Genomic DNA, 23,620 nt, shown 5'->3' with positions numbered 1-23,620 from the left:
CTGTGCGAACCTTTGACTTGATCCGCGATGCCGTCCTGCCCGAGTTCCGTGACCGGGTGGCCGAATACCTGGTGCAATACGAAACCGAGCTGCGCGGCTACCTGCGTGGCCTGAACACCACCCGAGTGTTGGGCATGGCCGATTGGGAGGAACTGGATCGGCGCATCACGGAGTCGTGGCTCTGAGCGTTGAAGGCGCCCTGCCCCGGCGCTCCCACGCCGATTGTTTCAATGCCCGCGAATGTAGTGCTCCAGTTGCCGAATCAAATCGGCTTGCTCGACGATGGCTTCCTTGACCAGATCGCCGATCGACAGCAGCCCGATCAGTTCGCCGCTCTCCAGCACGGGCAGATGGCGCAAATGACTGTCGGTCATGACCGCCATGCAGCGCTCGATGCTCTGCTGACTGTCGGCAGTCACTACCGGTGCGCTCATGATCTCGCGCACCGGCGTGCCGACCGAAGAACGCCCCTGTAGAACCACCTTGCGCGCATAGTCGCGTTCGCTGATGACGCCCACCACCTGCCCATCTTCGATGACAGGCAATGCGCCGACGTTCTTCTCGGCCATCATTTTCAGGGCATCGAGGACCATCTGATCCGGCGCAATGCTATGCACCTGCTGGTTTTGCACGATTTTCAGTTTCAGCAACTGTGCGGCTGTCTTCATCAACGTTCTCCGATACGGTTCAGGGCGCCAGTCAAGCCGCCGCGACTTCCACGACGCCGGCGTTCAAGCGCACCGGCCAGACCCGCAGGCGCTGCTCCGGGTACTCCAGGCAACTGCCGTCTTCGAGACGGAAATGCTGCTTGTAGATCGGCGACGCCACCACCAGATCACCCTTGAGGCTGCCGATCAATCCGCGGCCAATGACGTTCGCGCCGGATTGCGGATCATGATTGTCGATGGCGTAAAGCGTGCAGCCTTCGGCCTGCGGCAGGTAGAACAGCGCCACTTGGGCGCCGTCGAGCCAGACGACGACGCCGGAGTTGCTGACCAGATCCTGCTGGCTGCACACCGCCTGCCAGGCTTGAGCATTGGCGGCCGTGGCATGGGCGTTGACACGCTGGGTATTGGACTGACTCATCAGGCATTCTCCTCGGTGACAGGGATAAGGTTGAGTTCGGCGGCCATGATTGGCCGGCGTTGACCGCGTTCCTGAACAAAATGGATGTCCGGGTCGGGGCGTTGATCGTTGACGAAGGTGCGGAAGCGCTTGAGTTTTTCCGGGTCCTTGAGGGCATTGGCCCATTCGCATTCGTAGCGGTTGACCACCAGTTGCATCTGCGATTCGAGTTCTGCGCCGAGCCCCAGGCTGTCGTTGATGACCACGTCCTTGAGGTAATCCAGGCCACCCTCCAGGCTTTCACGCCAGACCGAGGTGCGCTGCAATTTGTCGGCGGTGCGGATGTAGAACATCAGGAACCGGTCGATGTAACGGATCAGGGTTTCATCGTCCAGGTCGGTGGCGAACAGCTCGGCGTGACGCGGGCGCATGCCGCCGTTACCGGCCACGTAGAGGTTCCAGCCGTTCTCGGTGGCAATCACGCCCACGTCTTTGCTCTGCGCTTCGGCACATTCACGGGTGCAGCCGGAGACTGCGAATTTGAGTTTGTGCGGCGAGCGCAGGCCTTTGTAGCGGTCTTCGAGGGTCAGGGCCATTTTCACGCTGTCCTGCACGCCATAGCGGCACCAGGTGCTGCCCACACAAGACTTCACCGTGCGGGTCGATTTGCCGTAGGCGTGTCCGGTTTCGAAACCCGCCTCAATCAACTCGGACCAGATGTCCGGCAACTGATGCAACTGCGCGCCGAACAGGTCGATCCGCTGGCCGCCGGTGATTTTGGTGTAGAGGTCGTATTTCTTCGCCACCACGCCGATCGCGATCAGCTTGTCGGCCGTGATCTCGCCCCCGGCGATGCGCGGCACCACCGAATAGGTGCCGTTTTTCTGCATGTTGGCCATGAAGGTGTCGTTGGTGTCCTGCAACGGCACCAGCGAGGCGTCCATGATCGGCTGGTTCCAGCACGAGGCGAGGATCGAGCCCACCGCCGGTTTGCACACGTCACAACCGGTGTGGCCACGGCCGTGCTTGGCCAGCAGTTCTTCGAAGGTGATCACCCCTTCTACCCGCACCAGCGCATAGAGCTCCTGACGGGTGTAGGCGAAGTGTTCGCACAGGCTCTTGTCGACACTGACGCCGCGAGCAATCAATTCATGCTCGAACACTTGCTTGAGCAGCCCGGCGCAACCGCCGCAACCGGTGCACGCCTTGGTCTGCGACTTGAGCAGGCCCAAGTCGGTGCAGCCGCCGTCGATGGCCGAGCAGATCGAGCCCTTGGTGACGTTATGGCACGAACACACCGTCGCCGACTCAGGCAATGCGCCCGGGCCCAGGGTTGGCGCGCCGCTGGACGAAGGCAGGATCAGGCTGGCGGGTTCCGACGGCAAGGCAATGCCGTTCTGCATGTATTGCAGCAGGGTGTCGTAATAGCTGTTGTCGCCGACCAGCACCGCGCCGAGCACGCGCTTGCTGTCCGCATCCACCACCAGGCGACGGTAGCTGGCCGTGGCTTCATCGATGAACTGATAACTGCGTGCACCCGGCGTGTGGGCGTGAGCATCACCGATGGAACCGACATCGACGCCGAGCAGTTTGAGCTTGGTCGACATGTCGGCGCCCTGGAACGGCTCTGCGACTTGATTGCACAGCAGCGACGCAACGCCACGGGCCATCTGGTAACCGGGGGCGACCAGACCGAAAAGGCTGCCATTCCAGGCGGCACACTCGCCAATGGCATAGATGTTCGGATCGCTGGTCAGGCACTGATCGTCGATCACCACGCCGCCACGGGGACCGATGTCCAGCGCACATTGGCGGGCCAGCGCATCTTGCGCGCGAATCCCGGCGGAGAACACGATCAGGTCGGCTTCAAGAAACTCGTCATTGGCAAAATTCATCCGGTAGCGATATTGCTCGCCGGCACTGATCGACTGCGTGCCACGGGACAGGTGCACACCCACGCCAAGCCGCTCGATTTGCGCCTTCAGCGCCAGGCCACCCTGCTCGTCCAGTTGCACCGGCATCAGGCGCGGGGCAAATTCCACCACATGCGCTTCCAGCCCCAGGCTTTTCAGGGCGTTGGCCGCTTCCAGACCGAGCAGGCCACCGCCGACCACCACGCCACGCCGGGCATTGGCCGCCGCGGCACGAATCGCGTCGAGGTCTTCCAGGGTGCGATAGACCAGGCGCGAGTCGCCTTCTGCGCCTTCAATAGGCGGGACGAAGGGGTAAGAGCCGGTGGCCAGAACCAGTTTGTCGTAAGCGACGCAACCTTGCGCGGTGATCACCTGACGACGGGCGCGGTCGATTTCCAGCACCGGCACGCCCAGATGCAAGGTGACGCCCGGCGTCTGGTACAGAGAGGCTTCGCACAGGGCCAGCGACTCGGCATCGCGACCGCTGAAATATTCGGACAGATGCACACGGTCGTAGGCACGCATCGGCTCTTCGCTGAAAACATGCAGCCGATAGTGGTCGAGGGCGCCGCGCTCGATGAGCTGCTCGACACAATGATGTCCGACCATGCCATTGCCGATCACGATCAGTGTTTGCAGTTTGTTCAACGCGGCAACATTGGAATTCATAGTAAGCACCCAGCCAAAGCCAAATCACGGTTAAAAAAGCAAAAAAAAACGCCTGAAACCTCTCGGTTTCAGGCGTCTTTGCCTGTTCTTCGCGGTGTTCGACCTGGCGCCTTCGCCGGATCCACCGATGTTGCCCACGACCTGCTCGGCCGGTCGATCTTCGTTGATCGAGTGGGCTGCCCATCTGTTTTCAATGGACCTGAGGGGATCAATGCAGCCTTTGTGCCAGCCAGCGGCTTGATACTTCACCCGTACTGAAACCTAACGGCTGAACAATCGGCGAATAGGCTTGGCGACCGTGGGATAGGCCTGTTCTGGCGGGGGGAGGACGGTCTTTCAGAAGTGGTTGCGCGGATCGCTGGGGGCACTGGCAGAGGAGAAAACCCGGTGCACCGCTCGCGGCGGGTGCACGTTTTTATGGCATCGCGCTTTATAAAAGTGCATGTAGCGTTTTTTTCGAGGCTTTCACCGTTTGTAGGAAGTGCGCGCCAGATCATTAAACATCGGTTGAAGGCATCTGTTTAAGCGCTATCAAGGTTACTTCCTGCAAGCTACAAGATCTTGCGCCATTGCCTACGCTTACGCCAGAATCCGCCGGCTTGTACGCCTTGCTCCTGGCCTCTATTGTTTCCGTGCCACTGCCCATCAGTGGTCGGGTTTAGTCGCCCGTGTTAACTCGGTTGTGCGTGCATCTGTCATGCAGGTTTTTTATTACCTGTACTTGATGGTGGCTGTACGTAGGGCGCCCTCGGGCGCGCCGGATTGCTGAGTTTCCCGGTCGACTAACCTGCGTGCAGTTGCCTCCCCTTTCGTTTAGTCGCAAGAGGGGTGGCACATCATTAGGAAACTCAGCAAATGATAAAGCCTTCACCAAACCCACCGGACACCGATCCGGTCTCCCCGTACGAACCCGATTCAAAGAAACTCAACGAGGCCGCCGAACGGGCCCTCGACTTCCACTTCCCGTCGAATGCCGACATCAAAGCCACTGCGCGTAAACCCAGCAAGCTGTTTGCCGTGGACCCAGAGGCGACGACCGAAACCCTGGCGGTTTTCTTGGTCGAGACGCTGGCCTCGGTCGATGTGATGGTCCATCAGTTGGTGGATCATCTGGAGGGTGAGTCGCGTCACGCCCTGCTGGGCATTTCAAACAGCATCATGGTGGCGGAGATCACGGCGAACCGGGTGCTGGATCAAATCGATCAGCCTGAGCAGGCATGATCTGCAAGTGAGCGGGTCTTGTTACGTTGGCTATGCAGCGATCCTTTTTTGGGGCCGCTGCGTGGCCCAACGGAAGCAAGCGCCTTCGCCACAGGTTTTCATCGATTGAACACCTACCCGTCTGATCTTCCGGTGCTCGGGTGGTGTTCGCCTGCCCTCAACTGGTAGCCTTAGCGCCCTTGCCTGCATGTCTCTGATGGATCATCGGCGCGAGAAGACGCCTTGATGATCACTTCATTCCTTTCAATCAAGACAACGGTGGCTCTTTTGATCAGCAGCACCCCTGCACTTGCCCGCGATATCGACGGCAAAGCCATTTCTGCCCAGGTTCTCGACGAGGTCCGGGAAGAGGTTCTGGTCCTGGCCGGCCAGCAGATCTATCCCGCCCTGGCGGTCCTGTTGGTCGGCGACGACCCGGCCAGCCACGTTTATGTGCGTAATAAACTGCTGCGCGCCAAGGAAGTCGGCATCCGCTCCCTTGAATACCGCCTGCCGGAAACCGCCAGCCAGGCCCAGGTACTGGAACTGATTGCGCAGCTCAATGCCGACCCCACGGTGAATGGCATCCTGGTGCAACTGCCCTTGCCGGATGCTATCGATGAACAAGCAGTGATTCATGCCATCGACCCGATCAAGGACGTGGATGGTTTTCATCGGGAAAACGTCGGCGGGCTGGTGCAAGGCTTCGAGGTTCTGACCCCATGCACGCCCAGCGGCTGCATGCGCCTATTGTACGAAACCTGCGGTGCTGACTTGAGCGGTTTGCACGCGGTGGTTATCGGCCGTTCGAACATTGTCGGCAAACCCATGGCGACCTTGCTGTTGCAGGCCAACTGTTCGGTCAGCGTGGTGCATTCGCGCAGCGTCGATGCCCCGGCATTGTGCCGGTTGGCAGATATCGTGGTCGCGGCGGTGGGCCGACCACAGTTGATCGACGCCAGTTGGCTCAAGCCTGGTGCGGTGGTGATCGACGTTGGCATCAACCGCATCGCCAGTGAGTCCGGTGACCGTCTGGTAGGCGATGTCGATTACGCCAGCGCCCGCACCGTCGCCCGTGCGATTACCCCGGTACCCGGCGGCGTCGGGCCGATGACCATTGCCTACCTGCTGAAAAACACCCTGGTCGCCTGCCAGTTGCAGCGCTCCGCGCAGGCCCGCGGGCAGCAGCCTGTGGACGACCTGGCGTTGAACTGACACACAACGCACAGTCAGCTAAGGCGCGGAACCTGTGGGAGCGGCGGATCAGATCGAGTTGTTGCGTCAGTCAAAGCCGCACCCAGTTAGCTGACCGAAGGGGGGGAATCACTGACGATTTGCTACTGAACGCCAAGTCACGGGGCTGGCTCGGTATTTTGGCGACCGGTTGCAGAAAGCCCAGCAAGGCCTGCTGGGTATCATGCCAGGCCGTCGGGTGCTCCATATCGAGGAAGTGCCCGGCGTTCTTGATGGTCTGGAACTGAGCGTGACCGGAATGAGCGGCGAAAAGACGGGCGTCTTCCACCGAGGTGTATTCATCCCATTCGCCGTTGATAAACAGCAGCGGAACTTCGATGGCATCGGCGCAGGAAACGTAGCAGTGAGTGTCCTGGGTCAGCACCTCATTGACGTGAAAATGCATCTGCCGGTATTCGTGTTCGTCCAGGCTGCTGACATGGCGCTCATTGAAACGCTTGAACAGCGACGGAAGATGTTTGCCGATAGTGCTGTTGATCAAGCGCCCGACATTGCGCCGATCGCAGGCCTGAAGAAAATGCCGGCCGCTCTCCAGATAATCGCGCATCGGTGTGTTGATCCGCGCGGCGAATGAACTGATCACTGCCTTTTCGATTCGTCGCGGATGCTGCGCCAGCGCCAGCAAGGTCGCCGCCCCGCCCCAGGAAAAGGACATCACATGCTGCGCGCGAAAGTGCTCGATCAACTCCAACAGGATTGCGGCCTCGTCTTCCTTGCGGATCGGCTGGTCATGCTGGTTGTGTTGTTTCGATTGCCCGGCGTAGGGCTGATCGTAGAGGACCACATTGAAACGTGGCCGCAGGTAACGCACCGTTTGAGCAAAAGATGCGGTCGTTGCCAGCGAGCCATTGACCAGAATAATGGTCTTTTCGGCGGCGGAGTTGAGATAGTGCTCGGTATAAACCTTGTACTTCTTACCGATCTCGACGATGGCAGTCTTCAGCATCATTTCATTCTCTTCCTTGAACAAATTGGATCGACACACAGCGTGATTGACTATCCGGCTTCCTCCGGGCAAGCCTGACAGCAAGAACCAGCGACAACGGTACAAGGGCGCTGAGATGAACACCATGACCAACAAGTCACAAACCGACCAGTGGCTCACAGTTAAGCAGGGATTTTTCCATCTGCAAGTACGAAAGCTTGAAAGTGGCGGCCCTGACGCATTGCCAACATCCGCCTATGATTATTTATTGCCCCCACCTTCATCAGTTCCAGGGCTCTCGCCCCCTCACGTCAAATGAGGAGTTGAAAGATGTCGCTGACGCTTTACTACCATCCACTGGCGTCGTTCTGTCACAAAGTACTCATCGCGCTCTACGAAAACGGCACCGAATTCGAAAGAAGGATCATCGATCTCGCGGACGCTGCCGACAGCGCAGAACTTCAGGCTTTGTGGCCAATCGGAAAGTTCCCGATAATTCGCGACCATGCTCACCAGCGGAATCTGCCGGAGTCCAGCATCATCATCGAGTACCTGGATCGACTGTATCCAGGTGAGCACCGCCTGGTTCCAGACGATTGGGATAGCGCGCTGGAAGTCCGGTTATGGGATCGTTTCTTCGACCATTATGTACAAGTGCCGATGCAACAGATTGTCAGTGATCGACTACACGCGACCAACGGTGATCTGACCAGAGAACGTTCCACGCTGAAGACGGCGTACGCCATGCTCGAGCGCCGGATGGCAGCCAGAATCTGGGTCGCCGGCCCGGCGTTCAGCATGGCCGATTGCGCCGCCGCCCCGGCGCTCTTCTATGCCAGCACACTCGTGCCGTTCCCCGACGACTACCAGCACTTGAGCGCCTACTTCGACAGACTGGTGCAGAGACCGTCATTTCAGCGGGTGATCGACGAAGCCAGGCCCTGGTTTTCGTTCTACCCGTTTGCGGATGCCATCGAGCAACGGTTTCTGGCGCCGGATAACACATGAGCGGCGCTCACTGCCTTCGCGCCTGATGCCGGTCGGTTCGAAGCGCGAAGGGACAGTTGCCGGTTTGTCGATCTATCGAAAATGAACACCTGCCCGCAACACGATTCCCTTCGCGCGCGCCGTATCGATCTGGCCATCGTGCATAACCCCGTAGGAGCTGGCGAAGCCTGCGATCTTTTGATCGTCGGCAGTTTCAAAAACGGCAAAGCGCAAAATCAACAGATCGCAGCCTGCGGCAGCTCCTACATGAGCGGGTACATCCGCCATTGATCGGCGGTACTCATTCCCGGTAGGAGCTGGCGAAGCCTGCGATCTTTTGATCTTCGGCAGTTTCAAAAACGGCAAAGAGCAAGATCAACAGATCGCAGCCTGCGGCAGCTCCTACATGAGCGGGTACATCCGCCATTGATCGGCGGTACTCATTCCCGGTAGGAGCTGGCGAAGCCTGCGATCTTTTGATCTTCGGCAGTTTCAAAAACGGCAAAGAGCAAGATCAACAGATCGCAGCCTGCGGCAGCTCCTACATGAGCGGGTACATCCGCCATTGATCGGCGGTACTCATTCCCGGTAGGAGCTGGCGAAGCCTGCGATCTTTTGATCTTCGGCAGTTTCAAAAACGGCAAAGAGCAAGATCAAAAGATCGCAGCCTGCGGCAGCTCCTACATGAGCGGGTACATCCGCCATTGATCGGCGGTACTCATTCCCGGTAGGAGCTGGCGAAGCCTGCGATCTTTTGATCTTCGGCAATTTCAAAAACGGCAAAGAGCAAGATCAAAAGATCGCAGCCTGCGGCAGCTCCTACATGAGTGGGTACATCCGCCATTGATCGGCGGTACGCCGTAGGAGCTGGCGAAGGCTACCGTCGCGCCAACTCATGCCGGATGCATTGCTCGTAATATGTTTGCTTGATACCAGCAGGCTTGAGACGCGAGGGGCTGTTATAGGTTTGTTCGGTAATGCCCATGGCCGTCATGCGCATCCAGGGCCGGGGAAACTTGCGCGATTGCAGCTTCTTGCGTGCGCCGTAAAGCGTGAATCCGGAAAGCTTCGACGCTTGCGCGTCTGCAGCTATGTCCGAGCCCCAACTGCATATAAAACGATCATTCTTGCCCAGTTCCCTGGCCTGAGCCTCAAGCGAGATCGCCGCCAGGACAAACAATGCAGCAATCGATGCCAAAGTCCGCATATCGCCAATGCCTAACTTTTTGAAAAGAAAGCAAGTTTGACAACGAAGCGATGTTTGAGGGGCCAGCAGTTTGACTCATTTCATCGCTGACTCTCTCTGCCAGGCCCGGTGCAGAAGATCGATGACTTCGTCGTCCGAGGTTTGCGAAAAGTCCTTGTACCAATGCCCGATCGAGATCATCCAATCAGGGATGAGCGGGCAAATCAGTTCATCTACTTCGTCGCGAAGTGCCTCTGCCGTCTCAAGCGGAGCCACCGGCACGGCAACCACGATGCGCGACGGCGCTTGCAAGCGCACGGCCTGTATCGCGGCCATCATCGTAGCCCCGGTCGCCAGGCCGTCATCGACCAGAATCACCACCTGATCCTTGAGTGCCACAGGCGCACGCGACGCCCTGTATACACGCTCGCGACGCAACAATTCCTGGGCTTCCCGTGCAACCACGCCATCGAGTGTGCGTTGATCAATCCCGTGAGCCCGCAGTACGTCGTCATTCACAATTCGTATGTCGCCACTGGCAATGGCGCCCATGGCGAGTTCCTGATGGGACGGCACTCCCAGCTTGCGCACCAGCATCAGGTCCAGGCGAACCTCCAGCGCCGTGGCAATTTCATAGGCCACCGGAACGCCGCCACGGGGCAAGGCGAGGACGATGACATCGGCTCTTTTAGCGTATTTAAGCAACGGATCCACCAGGCCTCGGCCGGCATCAACCCGGTCACGCAAGATGGTTTGCAATGAAGGAATAGTCATTTGAAAACCTCCCTGGGGCTGAAACCCCAAAAACGGGCATTCCATTGACGGCAATCATCGCGCCAGTAAGGGCGCCTGCTCCTAAACTGCCAGAATGCTGCAAGGCACCTGATACAAAATATGTTCGGTCGTGCTGCCAAGAAGTTTCTCCAGGCCACTGTACTGAGCTCTGCCCATCACGATGACATCCACCTGATGCTCGTGGGCGAACTCACTCAATACCGAAACAGGTTGCCCCATGATGAAATGCCGACAGTCCGAAGGCACACCGAACCGACCGGCCAACTTGAGAAACGACTTTTCCAGGTCTTGGCGCAACTCCCTGGTAAGGTCCGCGAGCGTCAGACCGCCGCCCATCTCCGCCAGGAATGCTGCCGAAATGTCACACGCATGCAACAGATGCAACTCGGCATTGCACTGTATCGCGAGGCTGGAGGCCTGCAGGATGATCCGGTCATTGAGCTCGCTGTTCGAAGGTTCGGTCTCGGCCACGTCAACCGCGGCCACCACCTTCTGCGGCAAGGCATGGCTTTCGGCACCCACCAGATAAACCGGCACCGGACAATGGCGCAACAGGCGCCAATCCAGCGGCGTGAAGAACGCGCGCTTGAGCATGGGCTCATGCTGCACTTGCTTGATCAGCAGATCCGGCTGCATTTCCGTGACGTGATCAAGGATGTCTTGCCGCATGTCGTCGGCCCACGCAACTTCGGTGGTCACCTCGATCCCCCTGCCCTGCATCTTTCTCGCCTGGTCCTTGAGCCAGTCGCGATGCTCCTGCAGGTAGCTCGCCCGAGCTTTTTTCCGGTCGCCCTCTTCGAGCAACGACAGAATGCTCAATGAAGGAATCAGCGCGGCAATGTGCAAGCTCGCCCCGCTGGCCTTGGCCAGAGCAGCGCCATGGTTTATCGCGGGGGAATGGCGCAACAGCGGGTTGATGATCAGTAATAACTTTTGATACTGGCTCATGAGCTGACTCCAGACGGGTTGATCCTCGACGCCGGCTCGAGAATCCAGCATCAGGCCCAGACTCCTCCAAAGTCTCTTAGGCTTTGATTTATTTCAATTCCTTGAATGAGGCGTCGAAGGACCACTTGAAAAAGAATAGTTCACAACGGTGCTGTGCATCTCGTGCCGAACTCATCCGCGATGGCCGTTCGCCTGAAAATCGGCAATCTGTTGCCACATCGCGATCGGGTTGGAATAGAGGGGGAAATGCCCGCGATGCGCTTGGCTGACGGGGCGATCGCCAGGTTTTGTTTGTGACTCGCGAATTCGTCCTCCAGTCCCAAGAACAAACAACTCCAACATGGCCCAAACAGCATGCACCCGCAAAGACTGATCCTGCACAACGAGTTGCACGCGCGCCCGTCCCTGTATTTCGACGAGCCTGCCCACGTGTTTCATCTGGCGTTTCTGGCGAATGACGGGCAATGCGAGACCCTGCTGAGTCGTTGCTGCCCCGGCCCTGTCGACCCGGATGCGGCCCAGGGCATCACCGAGCTGGAGGGCCATGCCTTGAAGTGGGAACGGCACGCGGAGTTCCTGACGCTGACCCTGGTGGTGCCCTCCTCCAGTCCTGCGCCTGACTGGAGCCAGCCACCTGAAGCCTTGATGGACCGGGTCGAACCCTTCATGCCGCACATGATCAACGCCGTGCAGATTGTGGTCCGCAACGACGTGTCCTTTTCCGGCGATCTGTCCGTTTATGGATTCAAAGACCCTTGCGGCTCTTGCATTGGCGGGGGCGATGCGACGGTCTGGAGCGACTTTCGCCTGAGCGAGGACGGCACCAACCGTTTCCTGTTCGTCAACAAGCGCCTGAATGCGTATCGCCAGGGACGGATGATCCGCCGCCTGCTGGAAATCGAAACCTATCGAATGATGGCTTCGCTTTCCCTCACTACCGCCAAGGCCTTGAGCACTCAGCTGAACGTCTTCGACAAGACCCTGGTGAACCTCTCGGAGCGTAACGCCGGCCCCGATAGCGGAAATGCGAAAGCGTTGCTGACCGACATCGCCAACCTGTCGGCGCAAGTGGTCAGCAGCACCGCAAAAACCCGACATCGCTTCAGCGCCACCCAAGCGTATGCGCAGCTGGTTTTCGAACGCCTGGGCGAACTCCGGGAAAGCCACGTGGGCGATTGCCAGCGACTGGGCATCTTCATCGAAAGACGCTTTAAACCCACTGTCAGGTATTGTGACGTCACCGAACAACGCCTGGAGCAACTGGCCGAAAGCGTGGCCAACCTTGGGGACTTATTGCAGGCCCGTGTACAGGTTGAAATGGAGGAGCAGAACTCGGAAATCCTGAAGAGCCTGAACGCCCGCGCCGATACTCAAATCAAAATCCAGCGCGCCGTTGAAGGCTTGTCGATCATTGCCATCACCTATTATTTGTTGAGCCTGTTCAAGCTGTTCTACTCAGGGCTGCACGTCATGGGCGCGGACATTTCCGCCAGGGATGCCATGCTGGCCATGACCCCGCTCGCGCTTTGCATCCTGCTGTTTATTCTGATCAGAATCAGGAAAGCCAAAGAGCACTGATCCGCAACACCTCGTCCCTTCAGCGTAGATTCGCTACTATGTTTGCCCCGCTTTCCTTGCCGGCGGATTTCTTCATTCTGGAGCCCGAATGCCTAGTCAAAAGGACATCGCCGCCGAAAGCGGCGCACCGATGATCCCTGAACAGCGCCGTGAATTGATGCTGCGCCAGTTGCGCAAGCATCAGGTGCTGAGTGTTCATCAGTTGATGGACATGTTCGACTGTTCGCACATGACCATCCGCCGCGATATCGCGCTGCTTGAGCAGGAAGGCCGTGCTTATTCGGTAACCGGTGGCGTGCGAATCGCCAGCCAGCTCCACAGCGAGCCCAGCCATCAGATCAAGGCGGTGGTCGAGTTGCCGCAGAAGCAGGCGATGGCAAAACTGGCCGCACGATTACTGCATGCCGATATGACGGTGTATCTGGATGCGGGGACGAGCACCCTGGAAATCGTCCCGTACATCAAGGCGCTGTCCGGCATGACCGTGGTGACCAACGACTTCGGGATTGTCCAGGCGCTGATCGATGCGCCCCATGTCACGGTGATTCACACTGGCGGGCAGCTGGATCATTCCAATCAATCGTGCGTGGGCGGTCTGGCGGTGGCCACCTTGCGCCAGATCGTCACCGACATCGCCTTCATCTCCACCAGCTCCTGGGATTTGCGTCGCGGCCTCACCACCCCTTCGGCGCTGAAGGTGGAGGTCAAGCAAGTCGCGATGCAATCGGCCTCGCAAGTGGTGCTGGTGGCAAGCAGTTCGAAGTACGGCACATTCAGCATGTACAGGATCGCCGGGCTCGAGCAGTTCGACATCATCCTCAGCGACGACGCGCTGACCCCTGCCGCGGCCGATAGCATCCGCAAGCAGGGTGTCGAACTGTTGTTGCCTTCCGATAGCCGCGTGTAGGGCGTTAGCGCGCCTTCCAGTCACGCAACCATTGCAAGCCGGCCGAGGTGTTGCCACGCGGCCGGTATTCGCACCCTACCCAGCCGTCATAACCCAACTGGTCGATCAACTCGAACAGATACGGGTAATTGATCTCTCCCAGGTCCGGCTCATGTCGATCCGGCACGCCGGCGATCTGGATATGGCCGATGCCGGCGAAGTCCCGACGCAGTTTAGTGGCCAGGTCACCTTCGACGATCTGGCAGTGGTAGCAATCGAACTGAACCTTCAGGTTACTGGCGCCCACTTCCTTGCAGATGGCCTGGGCCTGATCCTGGCGATTGAGGAAAAAGCCCGGCATGTCCCGCGTGTTGATCGGCTCCAGCAGCACCGTGATGCCGGCCTTGGCGGCCTGCGCGGTGGCGTAAGCCAGGTTCTCCAGGTACACGCCGTGGTGCCGCGGGCGATCGCTTTCCGACGGCAGCAGCCCGGCCATCACATGGATGCGTGAGTTGCCCAGCACCGCGGCGTATTCCAGCGCGCGATCGAAGCCGCTACGAAATTCACTCTCCCGCCCCGGCAACGACACCGTGCCCCGCTCGCCCGCCGCCCAATCGCCGGGCGGTGCGTTGAACAGCGCCTGTACCAGGCCGTTGTCGCTCAAGCGCTGTTTGAGTTCCTGAGCGCTGTAGTCGTAGGGAAACAGGTATTCCACGGCTTCGAAACCATCGGCGGCAGCGGCGGCGAAGCGGTCCAGAAACTCATGTTCCGGGTAGAGCATGCTGAGGTTGGCGGCAAAACGAGGCATGGTAACTCCTATGTATGTTCTTTGTAGGAGCCGGGCTTGCCGGCGAAGGCGCTCTCAAGGACGCCTTCGCCGGCAAGCCGTGCTCCTACAGGTGTTCGATCGCGTCGACAATTTCCGTTAGACAAACGGCCAGATCAACAAGGTAATACCGAAACCCAACGTACCGAGCAAGGTGGTCAACACCGTCCAGGTGCGCAAGCCGTCGGCCACGTTCAGCCCGGACAGTTTGGTGAAGATCCAGTAACCGGCATCATTGATATGGGACATGGCCAACCCGCCACCGCCCATGGCCAGGCACAACAGCGCCATATGGTTCGCCGTGAGATTGAGGGTAGCGATCAATGGGCTGATGATGCCGGCGGTGGTCACCAGCGCCACCGTGGTCGACCCCTGAACCGCACGCAACAGCATGGTCAGCGCAAAGCCCAGCGCGAGCACCGGCAGACCGGTGGAGCGCAGCATATCGGACACCACCGCGCCGATTCCGGTATCTACCAACACCTTGCCGAACACCCCACCGGCACCGGCAATCAGAATCACCATGGCCACGCCAGGCAACGCCGAGCCGATCACGTCAGACACCTGAGTACGACTCCAGCCCCGACGCGAGCCCAGCAACCAGGCACACAGCAAGGTATCGATCAGCAGCGCCACCAGTGGCGCGCCGAGCACGGTCATGATGCCGCGCAGGACCGAGTCGGCCGGCAGCAACGAGGTGGACAGCGTCCCCAGCAGAATCAGAATGATCGGCAACACGATCAGGCTGACGATCAAACCAAAACCCGGAGCGGGCGCCGGCGGCAACTTGGATACGATGCTGCTGGTGGCCTCTTCCAGGCCCATGTGCGACACGGCCACAGCCGCTCGCTCAGCGCTCTTGCCGTTGCCATTGGACCAGGCGGCCAGGTCCTCGTTGGTGACATGCGGGCCGTAAACCTCGGCACGAATATCGTCCGTCATCGGGTACACCCGTCGGGTCATGCGCCCGGCCACGCGGTAACCGACATAACAGAGGAACGCGGTGATCGGCAGACCGAACATCAGCACGCGGCCGAGGTCAGCGCCCAACTGGCTGGCAGCGGCCACTGCACCCGGGTGTGGCGGCAAGAAGGCGTGTACGGTCAGCAACGCAGCACACATCGGCAGCGCGAACACCAACAGCGGCTTGCGCGCACTGCGAGCGACGCCATAGGCCAGCGGCATCAGGATGATTACGCCGACCTCGAAGAACACCGGCACCCCGACCATGAACCCGGCAATCGTCAGCGCCAGCGGTGTGCGTCGGTTGCCGAAGCGGCTAATCAGCGTTTTGGCCAGCGCCTCGGCACCACCGGAGAGTTCGATGATCCGCCCGATCATCGCGCCCAGGGCAATGATGATCGCGATATGGCCCAGGGTCTTGCCCATGCCGCCTTCGATGGTGGCGACCAGATCGGCCGGTTTCACCCCGGCCACCAGCGCCACCAGAATGCTCACCAGCATCAAGGCCACGAAGGGCTGGAACTTGTACTTGAGCACCAGAAACAACAACAGAGCGATCCCTAGCCCCGCGGTCACCATCAAGATTAACGGGCTCATTTCAGAAGCCCTCCACACCGGGTGAGCGAAAGGGATCTTCTGAAAATGCAGCAGTGAAGATGAGTCATGCCTGGATGTCCTCTTGTTATTGTATTTTTCAGGCCAGCCGGGGTCGTTGAGAGTCGCTGAGCGTCTCCCGATCAGGGCCTGCGTTATCGGTCTGTCGTGTTCTATCGGGTTAAAAAACCAGAGCTCTACCAGTGCGCGCCGAAGGTCTCTCGCAGCTCGTCCAGTGCTGCCTGATCGAGCGGTTCGGGCTTGGGATTGCTCATCAGCCACAGTCGCGCGGTTTCTTCGAGTTCTTCCAGGGCGTAGCTGGCCCTGGAGACCGAACTCTCCCAGACCACCGGCCCCAGCCGTTCAAGCATCACGCCGCGGACACTGTTGGCCAGCTGCGCGACCTGTTCGGCCACCTTCGGCGAGCCGGGACGCTGGTAGCCGATCAACGGGATATGCCCGACTTTCATCACCTGATACGGCGTCAGTGGCGGCAGGATGTCGTCCGGCTGCCAGACGCCGGCCAGCGTCAACGCCACCAGATGGGTGGAGTGGGTATGCACCACGCCACCAACACTCGGATTGCGGTCATAGACCTGGCGATGCAGCGCCAATGTCTTCGAAGGCTTGTCACCAGACACCCATTCGCCCGCCAGATTGACCTTGGCGATGGTCGCCGGATCGAGGCGGCCGAGGCAGACGTCGGTCGGTGTGATCAGCCAACCGTCATCCAGGCGCGCGCTGATATTGCCCGCGCTGCCGACGGTGTAACGGCGCTCATAAAGGCTGCGGCCCACCTGGCAGATTTCTTCGCGCAGGGCATTTTCATTACTCACTGTGCAGCTCATTGCACGTCTCCGGCCAGTTGCTTCAGCGCTTTGCTGAAGAAATCCCGAGCACCGAAGTTGCCCGATTTGAGCGCCAAGGCCAGTGGCTCATCCGTGCTGCTGACCGTCGCGGGCACACCCGGATCGATCTGCGCGCCGATCTGCAACAGTTGCACGCCCAACGCCTGAACCACGGCGCCCGAGGTTTCACCGCCGGCAATCACGAAGCGCCGTACGCCGTTCTGGCGCAGGCCCTCGGCAATTTCGCCAAAAGCGCTTTCCACCAGACTGCCAGCCTGTTCGACGCCCAGCTGCTGTTGCACCGCCTTGACTTCATCCGGCGAACTGGTGGCGTAGATCAATACGGTTTGTTCATTGTCCTTGGCGAACGCCAAGGCCTGGGCAACCACCGGTTCCCCGGCAGCCAAAGCCAACGGATCAATCCGCAGCGCCGGCCGACCGGCTTCGAGCCAGGCCGACACTTGTCCGTTGGTGGCGATCGAAGCGCTACCGGCCAACACCACTTCACCGCCCGAGACTGCCGGGAGTTTCGAAGCGTCGAGGTCGCGCAATTTGCCGGTGCGACGGAAGTTTTCCGGCAAGCCCAGGGCCAGCCCCGAACCGCCGGTCAGCAGCGGCAGGTCGGCGCAGGCGGTGCCGAGGGTGTACAAATCTTTGTCCGACAAGGCATCGGCAATCGCCATGCCGACACCTTGCGCGCGCAGCTCTTTGATTCGCTCACGCACCTGCTCGGCCCCTTGGGCGATGGTGTCGTAGCGCAACAGGCCAACGTTCAAGGCAGTCTGCGATTGCAGCACCCGCACCAGATTGGCGTCGGTCATCGGCGTCAGTGGGTGGTGCTGCATGCCCGATTCGCTGAGCAGTTGATCCTGCACAAACAAATGGCCGCGAAAGATCGTCCGGCCATTCTCCGGGAACGCCGGGCACGCCAGGGTAAAGTCGCTGCCCAGCGCCGCCAGCAGTGCTTCGCTGACCTGGCCGATGTTGCCGGCCGCTGTGGAGTCGAACGTCGAGCAGTACTTGAAAAAGATCTGCTCGCAGCCTTGCTCACGCAACCAGGCCAACGCGGCGAGGGACTGTTCGACGGCTTCGGCGACGGGAATGGTGCGTGACTTCAGCGCGATGACAATCGCATCGGCGTCGAGCCCGGCCGCCACTTCGCTGCTCGGAATGCCGATGCTTTGCACGGTGCGCATACCGCCGCGCACCAGCATATTGGCAAGGTCCGTGGCACCGGTGAAATCGTCGGCGATGCAGCCCAGCAATGGGCGTGCGGTGGTTGTGTTCATTGGGCGTTCCTCAAACCGGCTCGGTCTTGGCAGTCGGCAGTTCGATGCCGGGGAAAATCTTGATCACCGCCGAGTCGTCCTCACGGCCGAAACCTGCACTGGATGCCTGCATGAACATCTGGTGAGCGGTGGCCGACAACGGCAGCGGGAATTTGCTGGCCCGCGCGGTATCCAGCACCAGGCCCAGGTCTTTGACGAAAATATCCACCGCGGACAACGGTGTGTAATCGGCCTTGAGAATGTGCGGCACACGGTTTTCGAACATCCAGGAATTACCGGCGCTATGGGTGATCACTTCGTAAAGCGCATCGGCGTCGACCCCTTCACGCAGTCCCAGCGCCATGGCTTCGGCAGACGCAGCGATGTGCACCCCGGCCAGCAACTGGTTGATGATCTTGACCTTCGAGCCCAGGCCATGGGTGTCACCCAGGCGATAGACCTTGCCGGCCATGCCCGCAAGGACCGCTTCGGCCTTGGCGTAGGTGTCGGCCGGGCCCGACGTCATCATGGTCATTTCACCGGCAGCCGCCTTGGCCGCGCCGCCGGAAATCGGCGCATCCAGATACAGCAAGCCTTGCGCGGTCAGACGCTGACCCAGGTCCACGGCGTAGGTTGGCGCCACGGTGGCACAACCGATCACCAGGCTGCCCGGACGCAACGCGGCCACGGCACCCCCTTCGCCAAACAATACGGTTTCGGTCTGCTCGGCATTCACCACCACGGTAATGATCACGTCGCACTCAGCGGCCATGTGCGCCGGCGAAGAACACGCCACGCCGCCCTCGCTGGCGAACTGTTCCGTCACCGCCGCACGCACATCACAGGCATGCACATTAAAGCCGCTGCGCAACAGTGAGCGGGCAATGCCCAGGCCCATTGCGCCCAGACCGACAACACCGACATTCTTGTTATTCATGGGGGGACTCCTTAGCTACCGGTTTATGAGGAAAACAGCGGCTTATTCCACGCCGGCAAGGCGCAGACGGCGAGCCGCGTTGTAGATATGGGCACGGGCGGCATGCCCGGCGGCGAGCGGATCGCCCAGCCGAATGGCCGCCACGATCGCTTGATGTTCTTCGTGTACCTGCCGGGAGAAATCCGCCCGGCCCGCTTCATTGGTGCGGGTGATGCGAGTCGCGGCCTCCAGGTACTGACTGACGAATTCCAGGGTCTTGAGAAAGTAGGGATTGCCCGTGGCTTGAGCGATGGCACGATGAAAAGCCACGTCGGCGCGAACACCGTCGTGCCCTTCATCGACCTCTTCATCGATACGCGCCAGTGCCTCGTCGATCAGCATCAGATCGACTTCGCTGCGATTGAGCGCCGCCTCGCAAGCGATTTCCGCCTCGATGGCACGTCGCAGCGCCAACAGGTGAAAGACACTGCCGGGCAGATGGGCTTCGGCGTAATCGATACGCAGCGGGCGGATATTGGCGTTGGCCGTGACGAAGATGCCGCGCCCTTGTTGGGGCTGCAGCACGCCTTCGTTTTTCAGGCGGGAAATGGCTTCGCGGACCACGGTGCGACTGACACCGAAGGCTTCTGAAAGCATGGCTTCACTGGGCAGCTTGCTGCCGGTGCCAAATACACCGGTCTCAATCTTGTCCAGCAGCTGCTGAGCGACGCTGTCGCTCAGCACGTGAACGGGGACCTTGTCGAACATCGAGGCCATCCTGTTTTGTCTTGTTATCAGGTTGTCATACAGGTTGAGCAGATAATCCTCCAATGAACGGATTATGTGAAGTATTTTTTAAAATAACATTTTTTAACATGCGAACTGCGCGAAACCTGTGGGAGCGGGCTTGCCCGCAAAGGCGCCAGCACAATCAGCATTGATGTCGCCTGATACACCGCTTTCGCGAGCAAGCCCGCTCCCACATGGATCGCGCTCGACTGACAGGCATTACCCGAATACATGTGCTTTCAGAGGGCATCGCGGAAAAGATCAAATTGCCATCAGGCGAGCTTGCAAAAACACCGCGACCGTCTAAGTTCAAGACTATCTTCACAAGCGCAATCAACCGTACCTAACCAGCCCCTCAGGCGAGAGAGTCTATTGACCTGAAAAAAACCAGACGCTGCTTTTAATTGCTGACACGGAATCAGTCATAAAAATTAAGAGGGATGCTTGATGAAGCGCAGCCATGGGTATCGTGCGTTCTCGCAAAAAGGGCCCGCCGAACATTTTTGGGTGTCATTGCTTTGCTTCTGCGTTCTGGTGATCGTCAGCTTTCTGTTGTTCGAACAACAGATCCAGGACTTCCTGACCCATCTCAACCTGTACCTGCCCTCGACACCCGCCCAGAAATTCAACCTGGCGTTGCTGCTGATCGCCCTGCTGGCGCTGGACGTGGTGTTGCCGGTGCCTTCGAGCATGGTGGCGCTGCTGGCCGTGGCCATGCTCGGCAGTCTCGGTGGTTACCTGACGATTTTCATTGGCCTGTGCCTGGGTGCCGGGCTGGGTTATGTGCTGGGGGCCGGCTACTTTCGTCTGTTGTCCAGCCGCCTGCGCCTGCATCAGCGCCAACCGGGGCAAATGGCGTATCGGTTGAACACACTGTCGTTGATTTGCCTGCGCGGCGTGCCGGTACTGGCGGAAACCTCGGTGGTGGCCGCCGGTATGCAACGTTATCCGCTGCGCACATTTGTGCTGGTCACCACCCTGGCCAATGCCGGCCTGGCACTGGCCTACAGCGCCATCGGCACCTTCCTCGTCGAACAGAACGCGCTGCTGGTGACTATCCTCGCCAGCATGGTATTGCCCGGGGTGTTTATCGCCGGGTACAGCCTGTTCAAGGCCTTGCGCAGGCACGACGCGGAGCAACCACTGCACGGGCGCTTCGAGGTCAGTTACGACTACCCGGTGGTGTTCACCGATCACTTGTTCGAGTTGTCCAATTCCTGCCTGCATCGCCAGCTCACCGCACGACTCACCCCACAGCACAGGGGCCCGGTGACGGTGCTGGTGTTTGCCGATGAACAACTGTTGCAGAGCGCCCCACAGCTACTGGAACAGATCGATGCCTACTTTGTCGCCCATGCGGCGGATCTGCATTTGCAGGCCGCGCCGATTGCGGTTCCGGCTGGCGAACTGAGCAAGGGTTCACAGGTGTTGCAGCAGCTGTACACCGACATGCTGCACCATGGGCTGGACCGGCATTGCTATGTCCTGGCTCTGGGGGGTGGCGCGGTGCTGGATGCGGTGGGCTACGCCTGCGCCACCTTCCATCGCGGCATTCGTCTGATCCGCATTCCGAGCACGGTGCTGGCCCAGAACGACGCCGGCATCGGTGTGAAAAACGGCATCAATGCCTTCGGCCAGAAAAACCTGTTGGGGACCTTCTACCCCGCCACCGCCGTGATCAACGACTTTCAGCTGCTGACCAGCCTGACTCACCGCGACCAGATCGCCGGGCTGGCCGAAGCAGTCAAGGTGGCGCTGATCAAGGACGAGGCATTTTTCCAATGGATGGAGCTACAGGCCGACGCCCTCGCCCACTTCGATCACCCGGCCAGCCGCTATGCCATCCGCCGCTGCGCCGAACTGCACCTGGAGCACATCACCCGTTCCGGTGACCCCTTCGAACGCGGTAACGGGCGACCACTGGATTACGGGCACTGGGCCGCGCACAAACTGGAAAATCTCAGCCACCACCGGCTGCGCCATGGTGAAGCCGTGGCGGTGGGCATGGCCCTGGATGGACTCTATGCCAATGCCCTCGGACTGTTGAGCGATGCAGACACCGAACGTGTTCTGTCCCTGCTGCTCAAGCTCGGCTTCAATCTGTGCCCGCCGGAACTGTCCTTGAAAGATGCGCAGGGGCGTTCACAGGTTTTGCTCGGGTTGGAGGAATTTCGCCAGCACTTGGGCGGGCAGCTCTCCATCCCCATGCTCAGCCGGATCGGCGAGTCGATGGATTTGCACGAAATCGACGACGAACGGATGGAGCTGGCGCTGCAGCGGCTGTCCGCCCGCCTCGCCCCGGCGCTCACCCTGATCGAAGGCTGCGCGCAATGAGCCAGACATCGCCGAACCTGAAGACCTGGATGACCCTGGGCCGGGTGTCCAACCTGCCCACGGTATGGACCAACACCCTGGCTGCCGCCCTGCTGGCCAGTAGCGCCGGTGCCCTGGCGCCGCCGTCGACCCTGGCGTGGATTCTGCTGCTGGCCGCATTGTCGCTGTTGTATCTGGCCGGCATGCTGTTGAACGACTTCCTGGACGCTGACTGGGACCAACAACATCATAACCCTCGCCCCATTACCCTGGGCCTGGTCAGCCGGCAGCAGGTGGGCCTGGCCACGGCGCTGTTGCTGATGCTGGCCGCGGCGTCGGTGCTGGGCCTGAGCCGGTTGATCGACCAGCCGCACTGGTTGCTGGGCAGCGCCACTGTGCTGGTGGGCTGCATCCTCGGCTACAACCTGCTGCACAAGAAATACGCCCACAGCGTCTGGCTGATGGGCGCCTGCCGCTCGGCCCTTTACCTCACGGCGGCGGCCAGCCTGGCGGTGCCACCGGAACCGATCTGGCTTTGCGCCATTTTGCTGGGCGTCTACATCAGCGGCCTGACCTACCTGGCCCGCCAGGAACACCGCAATCAATTGCTCAGTCGCCTCCCCCTGATCCTGATGCTGAGCCCGTTGGCCCTGGCGATCTATGCCGACAATGTCTGGTTTTGGCCAGTGTTGCTGCTCTGGCTTGGCTGGCTGGGCTGGCACTACTGGCGCCACCTGGCCAACCCACGGCAACGCCAGGTCCGCGCCTTTATCGGCGCCGGCCTGGCGGCCCTGCCGCTGTTCGATGCCCTGGTGCTGGCGGTGGCCAACCAGCCGCTGGGCAGCCTGTTATGTGTTCTGGTGTTTTTCCTGCTTCCACACTTCCAGCGCTGGATCAAACCGACATGAACATGGACGTCACCGCGTCGCCATCAGCAGCCCTCGAAATGCGTCACGACTGCCTCGCCGACCAACGCCAGGCGCTCACCCAACAGCTCGATGATGTCGAGTTGCAGTGGTGGCGTCAGGCACAGGAGCGGCTTGACCAACGCCCGGACGCCAACACTGCCGCGCTCTTGAGCAGCCAGTGCAAGCGCAGCCTCAAGGAGCATGCGCTGCCCGACAATTGCGGCTGGAGCAACGTCCAACTGGCGCGGGCGTTGTTGCTGGCTCAGGTCCTGGAGCAACAACCGCTCACCGGACAACTGCCCTTACTGCGCCAGTTGTTTCTGTGGGGCGACGATCAGGAAAAAATCGCCACCCTGAAGGCCCTCGACTGGCTCGATAGCGATGGGCTCTGCGTGGAGTTGGCGTTGCAGGCCGGGCGTACCAGTAACAGCCAGGTGTTTGCCGCCCTCGCCCTGGACACCCTCTACCCATCGCGTCACTACAGTGAACGGGCCTTCCATCAACTGGTGCTGAAGGCACTGGGCATGGGGCTCGACGTACGACGCCTGCTTGGCCTGACGCAACGACAAAGCGTCACCCTCAACCAACTGGCCCTCGACCTGCTGGACGAACAGCTCGCTGCCGAACGAACGGTGTCCGCCGGGCTGTCCCGGGTGATTGACTTCAACCTGCTCAGCCCGGCGCAACACCAGCGTCTGGTCGGCCTGAGTCAGCAGCACCGCTTGCCGCCGCAATGGCGTGAGCACCTGACCGCACCTCTCTGAACCGATGCTCAACGGTTCCCTCCCC

The 23,620-nt window shown here is 60.1% G+C and carries 23 protein-coding genes; 10 read left to right on the top strand and 13 right to left on the bottom strand.

The window, feature by feature from the left end:
- The first annotated feature begins 2 nt into the window (after positions 1 to 2).
- Positions 3 to 185, top strand: coding sequence for a hypothetical protein (locus KGB14_RS14040; RefSeq protein ID WP_223487415.1), 183 nt, complete (start codon positions 3 to 5; stop codon positions 183 to 185).
- Positions 186 to 227: 42 nt separating this feature from the next.
- Here KGB14_RS14040 and KGB14_RS14035 read toward each other — a convergent pair whose 3' ends face one another.
- Genes KGB14_RS14035 through nirB form a run of 3 tightly spaced genes read right to left on the bottom strand, consistent with a single transcriptional unit; the run spans position 228 to position 3,647 of the window.
- On the bottom strand, positions 228 to 668 hold the full coding sequence (locus KGB14_RS14035; RefSeq protein ID WP_223487414.1) for a CBS domain-containing protein: 441 nt from the start codon (positions 666 to 668) through the stop codon (positions 228 to 230).
- Between the two features lie 31 nt (positions 669 to 699).
- Complete coding sequence (gene nirD, locus KGB14_RS14030) at positions 700 to 1,086, bottom strand: nitrite reductase small subunit NirD (protein ID WP_223487413.1); 387 nt, start codon at positions 1,084 to 1,086, stop codon at positions 700 to 702.
- Positions 1,086 to 3,647, bottom strand: coding sequence for a nitrite reductase large subunit NirB (gene nirB / locus KGB14_RS14025; RefSeq protein WP_223487412.1), 2,562 nt, complete (start codon positions 3,645 to 3,647; stop codon positions 1,086 to 1,088). Before nirB ends, nirD begins: the two co-directional genes overlap by 1 nt.
- 855 nt (positions 3,648 to 4,502) lie before the next feature.
- Here nirB and KGB14_RS14020 point away from each other — a divergent pair.
- Positions 4,503 to 4,868 (top strand): DUF6124 family protein, encoded by a 366-nt coding sequence (locus KGB14_RS14020; protein ID WP_223487411.1) that lies wholly within the window; start codon positions 4,503 to 4,505, stop codon positions 4,866 to 4,868.
- Positions 4,869 to 5,093: 225 nt separating this feature from the next.
- A complete protein-coding gene (locus KGB14_RS14015) occupies positions 5,094 to 6,062 on the top strand; it encodes a bifunctional 5,10-methylenetetrahydrofolate dehydrogenase/5,10-methenyltetrahydrofolate cyclohydrolase (protein WP_223487410.1) in 969 nt (322 codons plus the stop codon).
- Positions 6,063 to 6,132: 70 nt separating this feature from the next.
- Here KGB14_RS14015 and KGB14_RS14010 read toward each other — a convergent pair whose 3' ends face one another.
- Positions 6,133 to 7,050, bottom strand: coding sequence for an alpha/beta fold hydrolase (locus tag KGB14_RS14010; RefSeq protein ID WP_223487409.1), 918 nt, complete (start codon positions 7,048 to 7,050; stop codon positions 6,133 to 6,135).
- Positions 7,051 to 7,356: 306 nt separating this feature from the next.
- Here KGB14_RS14010 and KGB14_RS14005 point away from each other — a divergent pair, with 306 nt between their 5' ends.
- Together KGB14_RS14005 and KGB14_RS14000 are read left to right on the top strand one after the other, a co-directional pair.
- On the top strand, positions 7,357 to 8,034 hold the full coding sequence (locus KGB14_RS14005; RefSeq protein WP_223487408.1) for a glutathione S-transferase family protein: 678 nt from the start codon (positions 7,357 to 7,359) through the stop codon (positions 8,032 to 8,034).
- A gap of 81 nt (positions 8,035 to 8,115) precedes the next feature.
- Positions 8,116 to 8,304 carry a hypothetical protein gene (locus tag KGB14_RS14000; protein WP_223487407.1) on the top strand — a complete coding sequence of 63 codons (189 nt, stop codon included), beginning with the start codon at positions 8,116 to 8,118 and terminating at the stop codon, positions 8,302 to 8,304.
- 586 nt (positions 8,305 to 8,890) lie between these two features.
- Here KGB14_RS14000 and KGB14_RS13995 read toward each other — a convergent pair.
- The 3 genes from KGB14_RS13995 to KGB14_RS13985 all read right to left on the bottom strand — a co-directional run bounded on the left by KGB14_RS13995 (position 8,891) and on the right by KGB14_RS13985 (position 10,942).
- Positions 8,891 to 9,220 (bottom strand): hypothetical protein, encoded by a 330-nt coding sequence (locus KGB14_RS13995; RefSeq protein ID WP_223487406.1) that lies wholly within the window; start codon positions 9,218 to 9,220, stop codon positions 8,891 to 8,893.
- Between the two features lie 75 nt (positions 9,221 to 9,295).
- A complete protein-coding gene (locus tag KGB14_RS13990) occupies positions 9,296 to 9,973 on the bottom strand; it encodes a phosphoribosyltransferase (RefSeq protein WP_223487405.1) in 678 nt (225 codons plus the stop codon).
- 81 nt (positions 9,974 to 10,054) lie between these two features.
- Positions 10,055 to 10,942 carry a universal stress protein gene (locus KGB14_RS13985; RefSeq protein WP_223487404.1) on the bottom strand — a complete coding sequence of 296 codons (888 nt, stop codon included), beginning with the start codon at positions 10,940 to 10,942 and terminating at the stop codon, positions 10,055 to 10,057.
- A gap of 354 nt (positions 10,943 to 11,296) precedes the next feature.
- Here KGB14_RS13985 and KGB14_RS13980 point away from each other — a divergent pair, with 354 nt between their 5' ends.
- Positions 11,297 to 12,520 (top strand): DUF3422 domain-containing protein, encoded by a 1,224-nt coding sequence (locus KGB14_RS13980; RefSeq protein ID WP_223487403.1) that lies wholly within the window; start codon positions 11,297 to 11,299, stop codon positions 12,518 to 12,520.
- An 88-nt stretch (positions 12,521 to 12,608) separates the two neighbouring features.
- Positions 12,609 to 13,427: a DeoR/GlpR family DNA-binding transcription regulator gene (locus KGB14_RS13975; protein ID WP_223487402.1), complete on the top strand. Its 819-nt coding sequence runs from the start codon at positions 12,609 to 12,611 to the stop codon at positions 13,425 to 13,427.
- Positions 13,428 to 13,431: 4 nt separating this feature from the next.
- Here KGB14_RS13975 and otnI read toward each other — a convergent pair whose 3' ends face one another.
- The 6 genes from otnI to KGB14_RS13945 form a co-directional block, all read right to left on the bottom strand.
- Entirely contained in the window at positions 13,432 to 14,214 is a 783-nt protein-coding gene (gene otnI, locus KGB14_RS13970) for a 2-oxo-tetronate isomerase (protein ID WP_223487401.1), read from the bottom strand.
- 117 nt (positions 14,215 to 14,331) lie between these two features.
- Entirely contained in the window at positions 14,332 to 15,792 is a 1,461-nt protein-coding gene (locus KGB14_RS13965; RefSeq protein ID WP_223487400.1) for an SLC13 family permease, read from the bottom strand.
- 194 nt (positions 15,793 to 15,986) lie between these two features.
- Positions 15,987 to 16,625 (bottom strand): aldolase, encoded by a 639-nt coding sequence (locus KGB14_RS13960; protein ID WP_223487399.1) that lies wholly within the window; start codon positions 16,623 to 16,625, stop codon positions 15,987 to 15,989.
- Between the two features lie 8 nt (positions 16,626 to 16,633).
- Positions 16,634 to 17,926 (bottom strand): 3-oxo-tetronate kinase, encoded by a 1,293-nt coding sequence (gene otnK / locus KGB14_RS13955; RefSeq protein WP_223487398.1) that lies wholly within the window; start codon positions 17,924 to 17,926, stop codon positions 16,634 to 16,636.
- Between the two features lie 10 nt (positions 17,927 to 17,936).
- Positions 17,937 to 18,842 carry an L-threonate dehydrogenase gene (ltnD, locus tag KGB14_RS13950; protein ID WP_223487397.1) on the bottom strand — a complete coding sequence of 302 codons (906 nt, stop codon included), beginning with the start codon at positions 18,840 to 18,842 and terminating at the stop codon, positions 17,937 to 17,939.
- Between the two features lie 42 nt (positions 18,843 to 18,884).
- Positions 18,885 to 19,589 (bottom strand): FadR/GntR family transcriptional regulator, encoded by a 705-nt coding sequence (locus tag KGB14_RS13945; RefSeq protein WP_223487396.1) that lies wholly within the window; start codon positions 19,587 to 19,589, stop codon positions 18,885 to 18,887.
- A 468-nt stretch (positions 19,590 to 20,057) separates the two neighbouring features.
- On the opposite strand from KGB14_RS13945, the gene KGB14_RS13940 reads away from it, so the two are divergent.
- The 3 genes from KGB14_RS13940 to KGB14_RS13930 are packed head-to-tail and all read left to right on the top strand — an operon-like array spanning position 20,058 to position 23,595.
- Complete coding sequence (locus tag KGB14_RS13940; RefSeq protein ID WP_223487395.1) at positions 20,058 to 21,944, top strand: 3-dehydroquinate synthase; 1,887 nt, start codon at positions 20,058 to 20,060, stop codon at positions 21,942 to 21,944.
- Positions 21,941 to 22,831 carry a UbiA family prenyltransferase gene (locus tag KGB14_RS13935; RefSeq protein WP_223487394.1) on the top strand — a complete coding sequence of 297 codons (891 nt, stop codon included), beginning with the start codon at positions 21,941 to 21,943 and terminating at the stop codon, positions 22,829 to 22,831. Before KGB14_RS13940 ends, KGB14_RS13935 begins: the two co-directional genes overlap by 4 nt.
- Positions 22,828 to 23,595: an EboA domain-containing protein gene (locus KGB14_RS13930; protein ID WP_223487393.1), complete on the top strand. Its 768-nt coding sequence runs from the start codon at positions 22,828 to 22,830 to the stop codon at positions 23,593 to 23,595. Before KGB14_RS13935 ends, KGB14_RS13930 begins: the two co-directional genes overlap by 4 nt.
- Positions 23,596 to 23,620 lie beyond the last annotated feature (25 nt).

Origin of the sequence: Pseudomonas sp. A-RE-19, assembly GCF_019956555.1 — a bacterium.
In the GTDB taxonomy this organism is placed as follows: Bacteria; Pseudomonadota; Gammaproteobacteria; order Pseudomonadales; family Pseudomonadaceae; genus Aquipseudomonas.
This window is presented reverse-complemented; position numbering and strand designations above follow the sequence as displayed.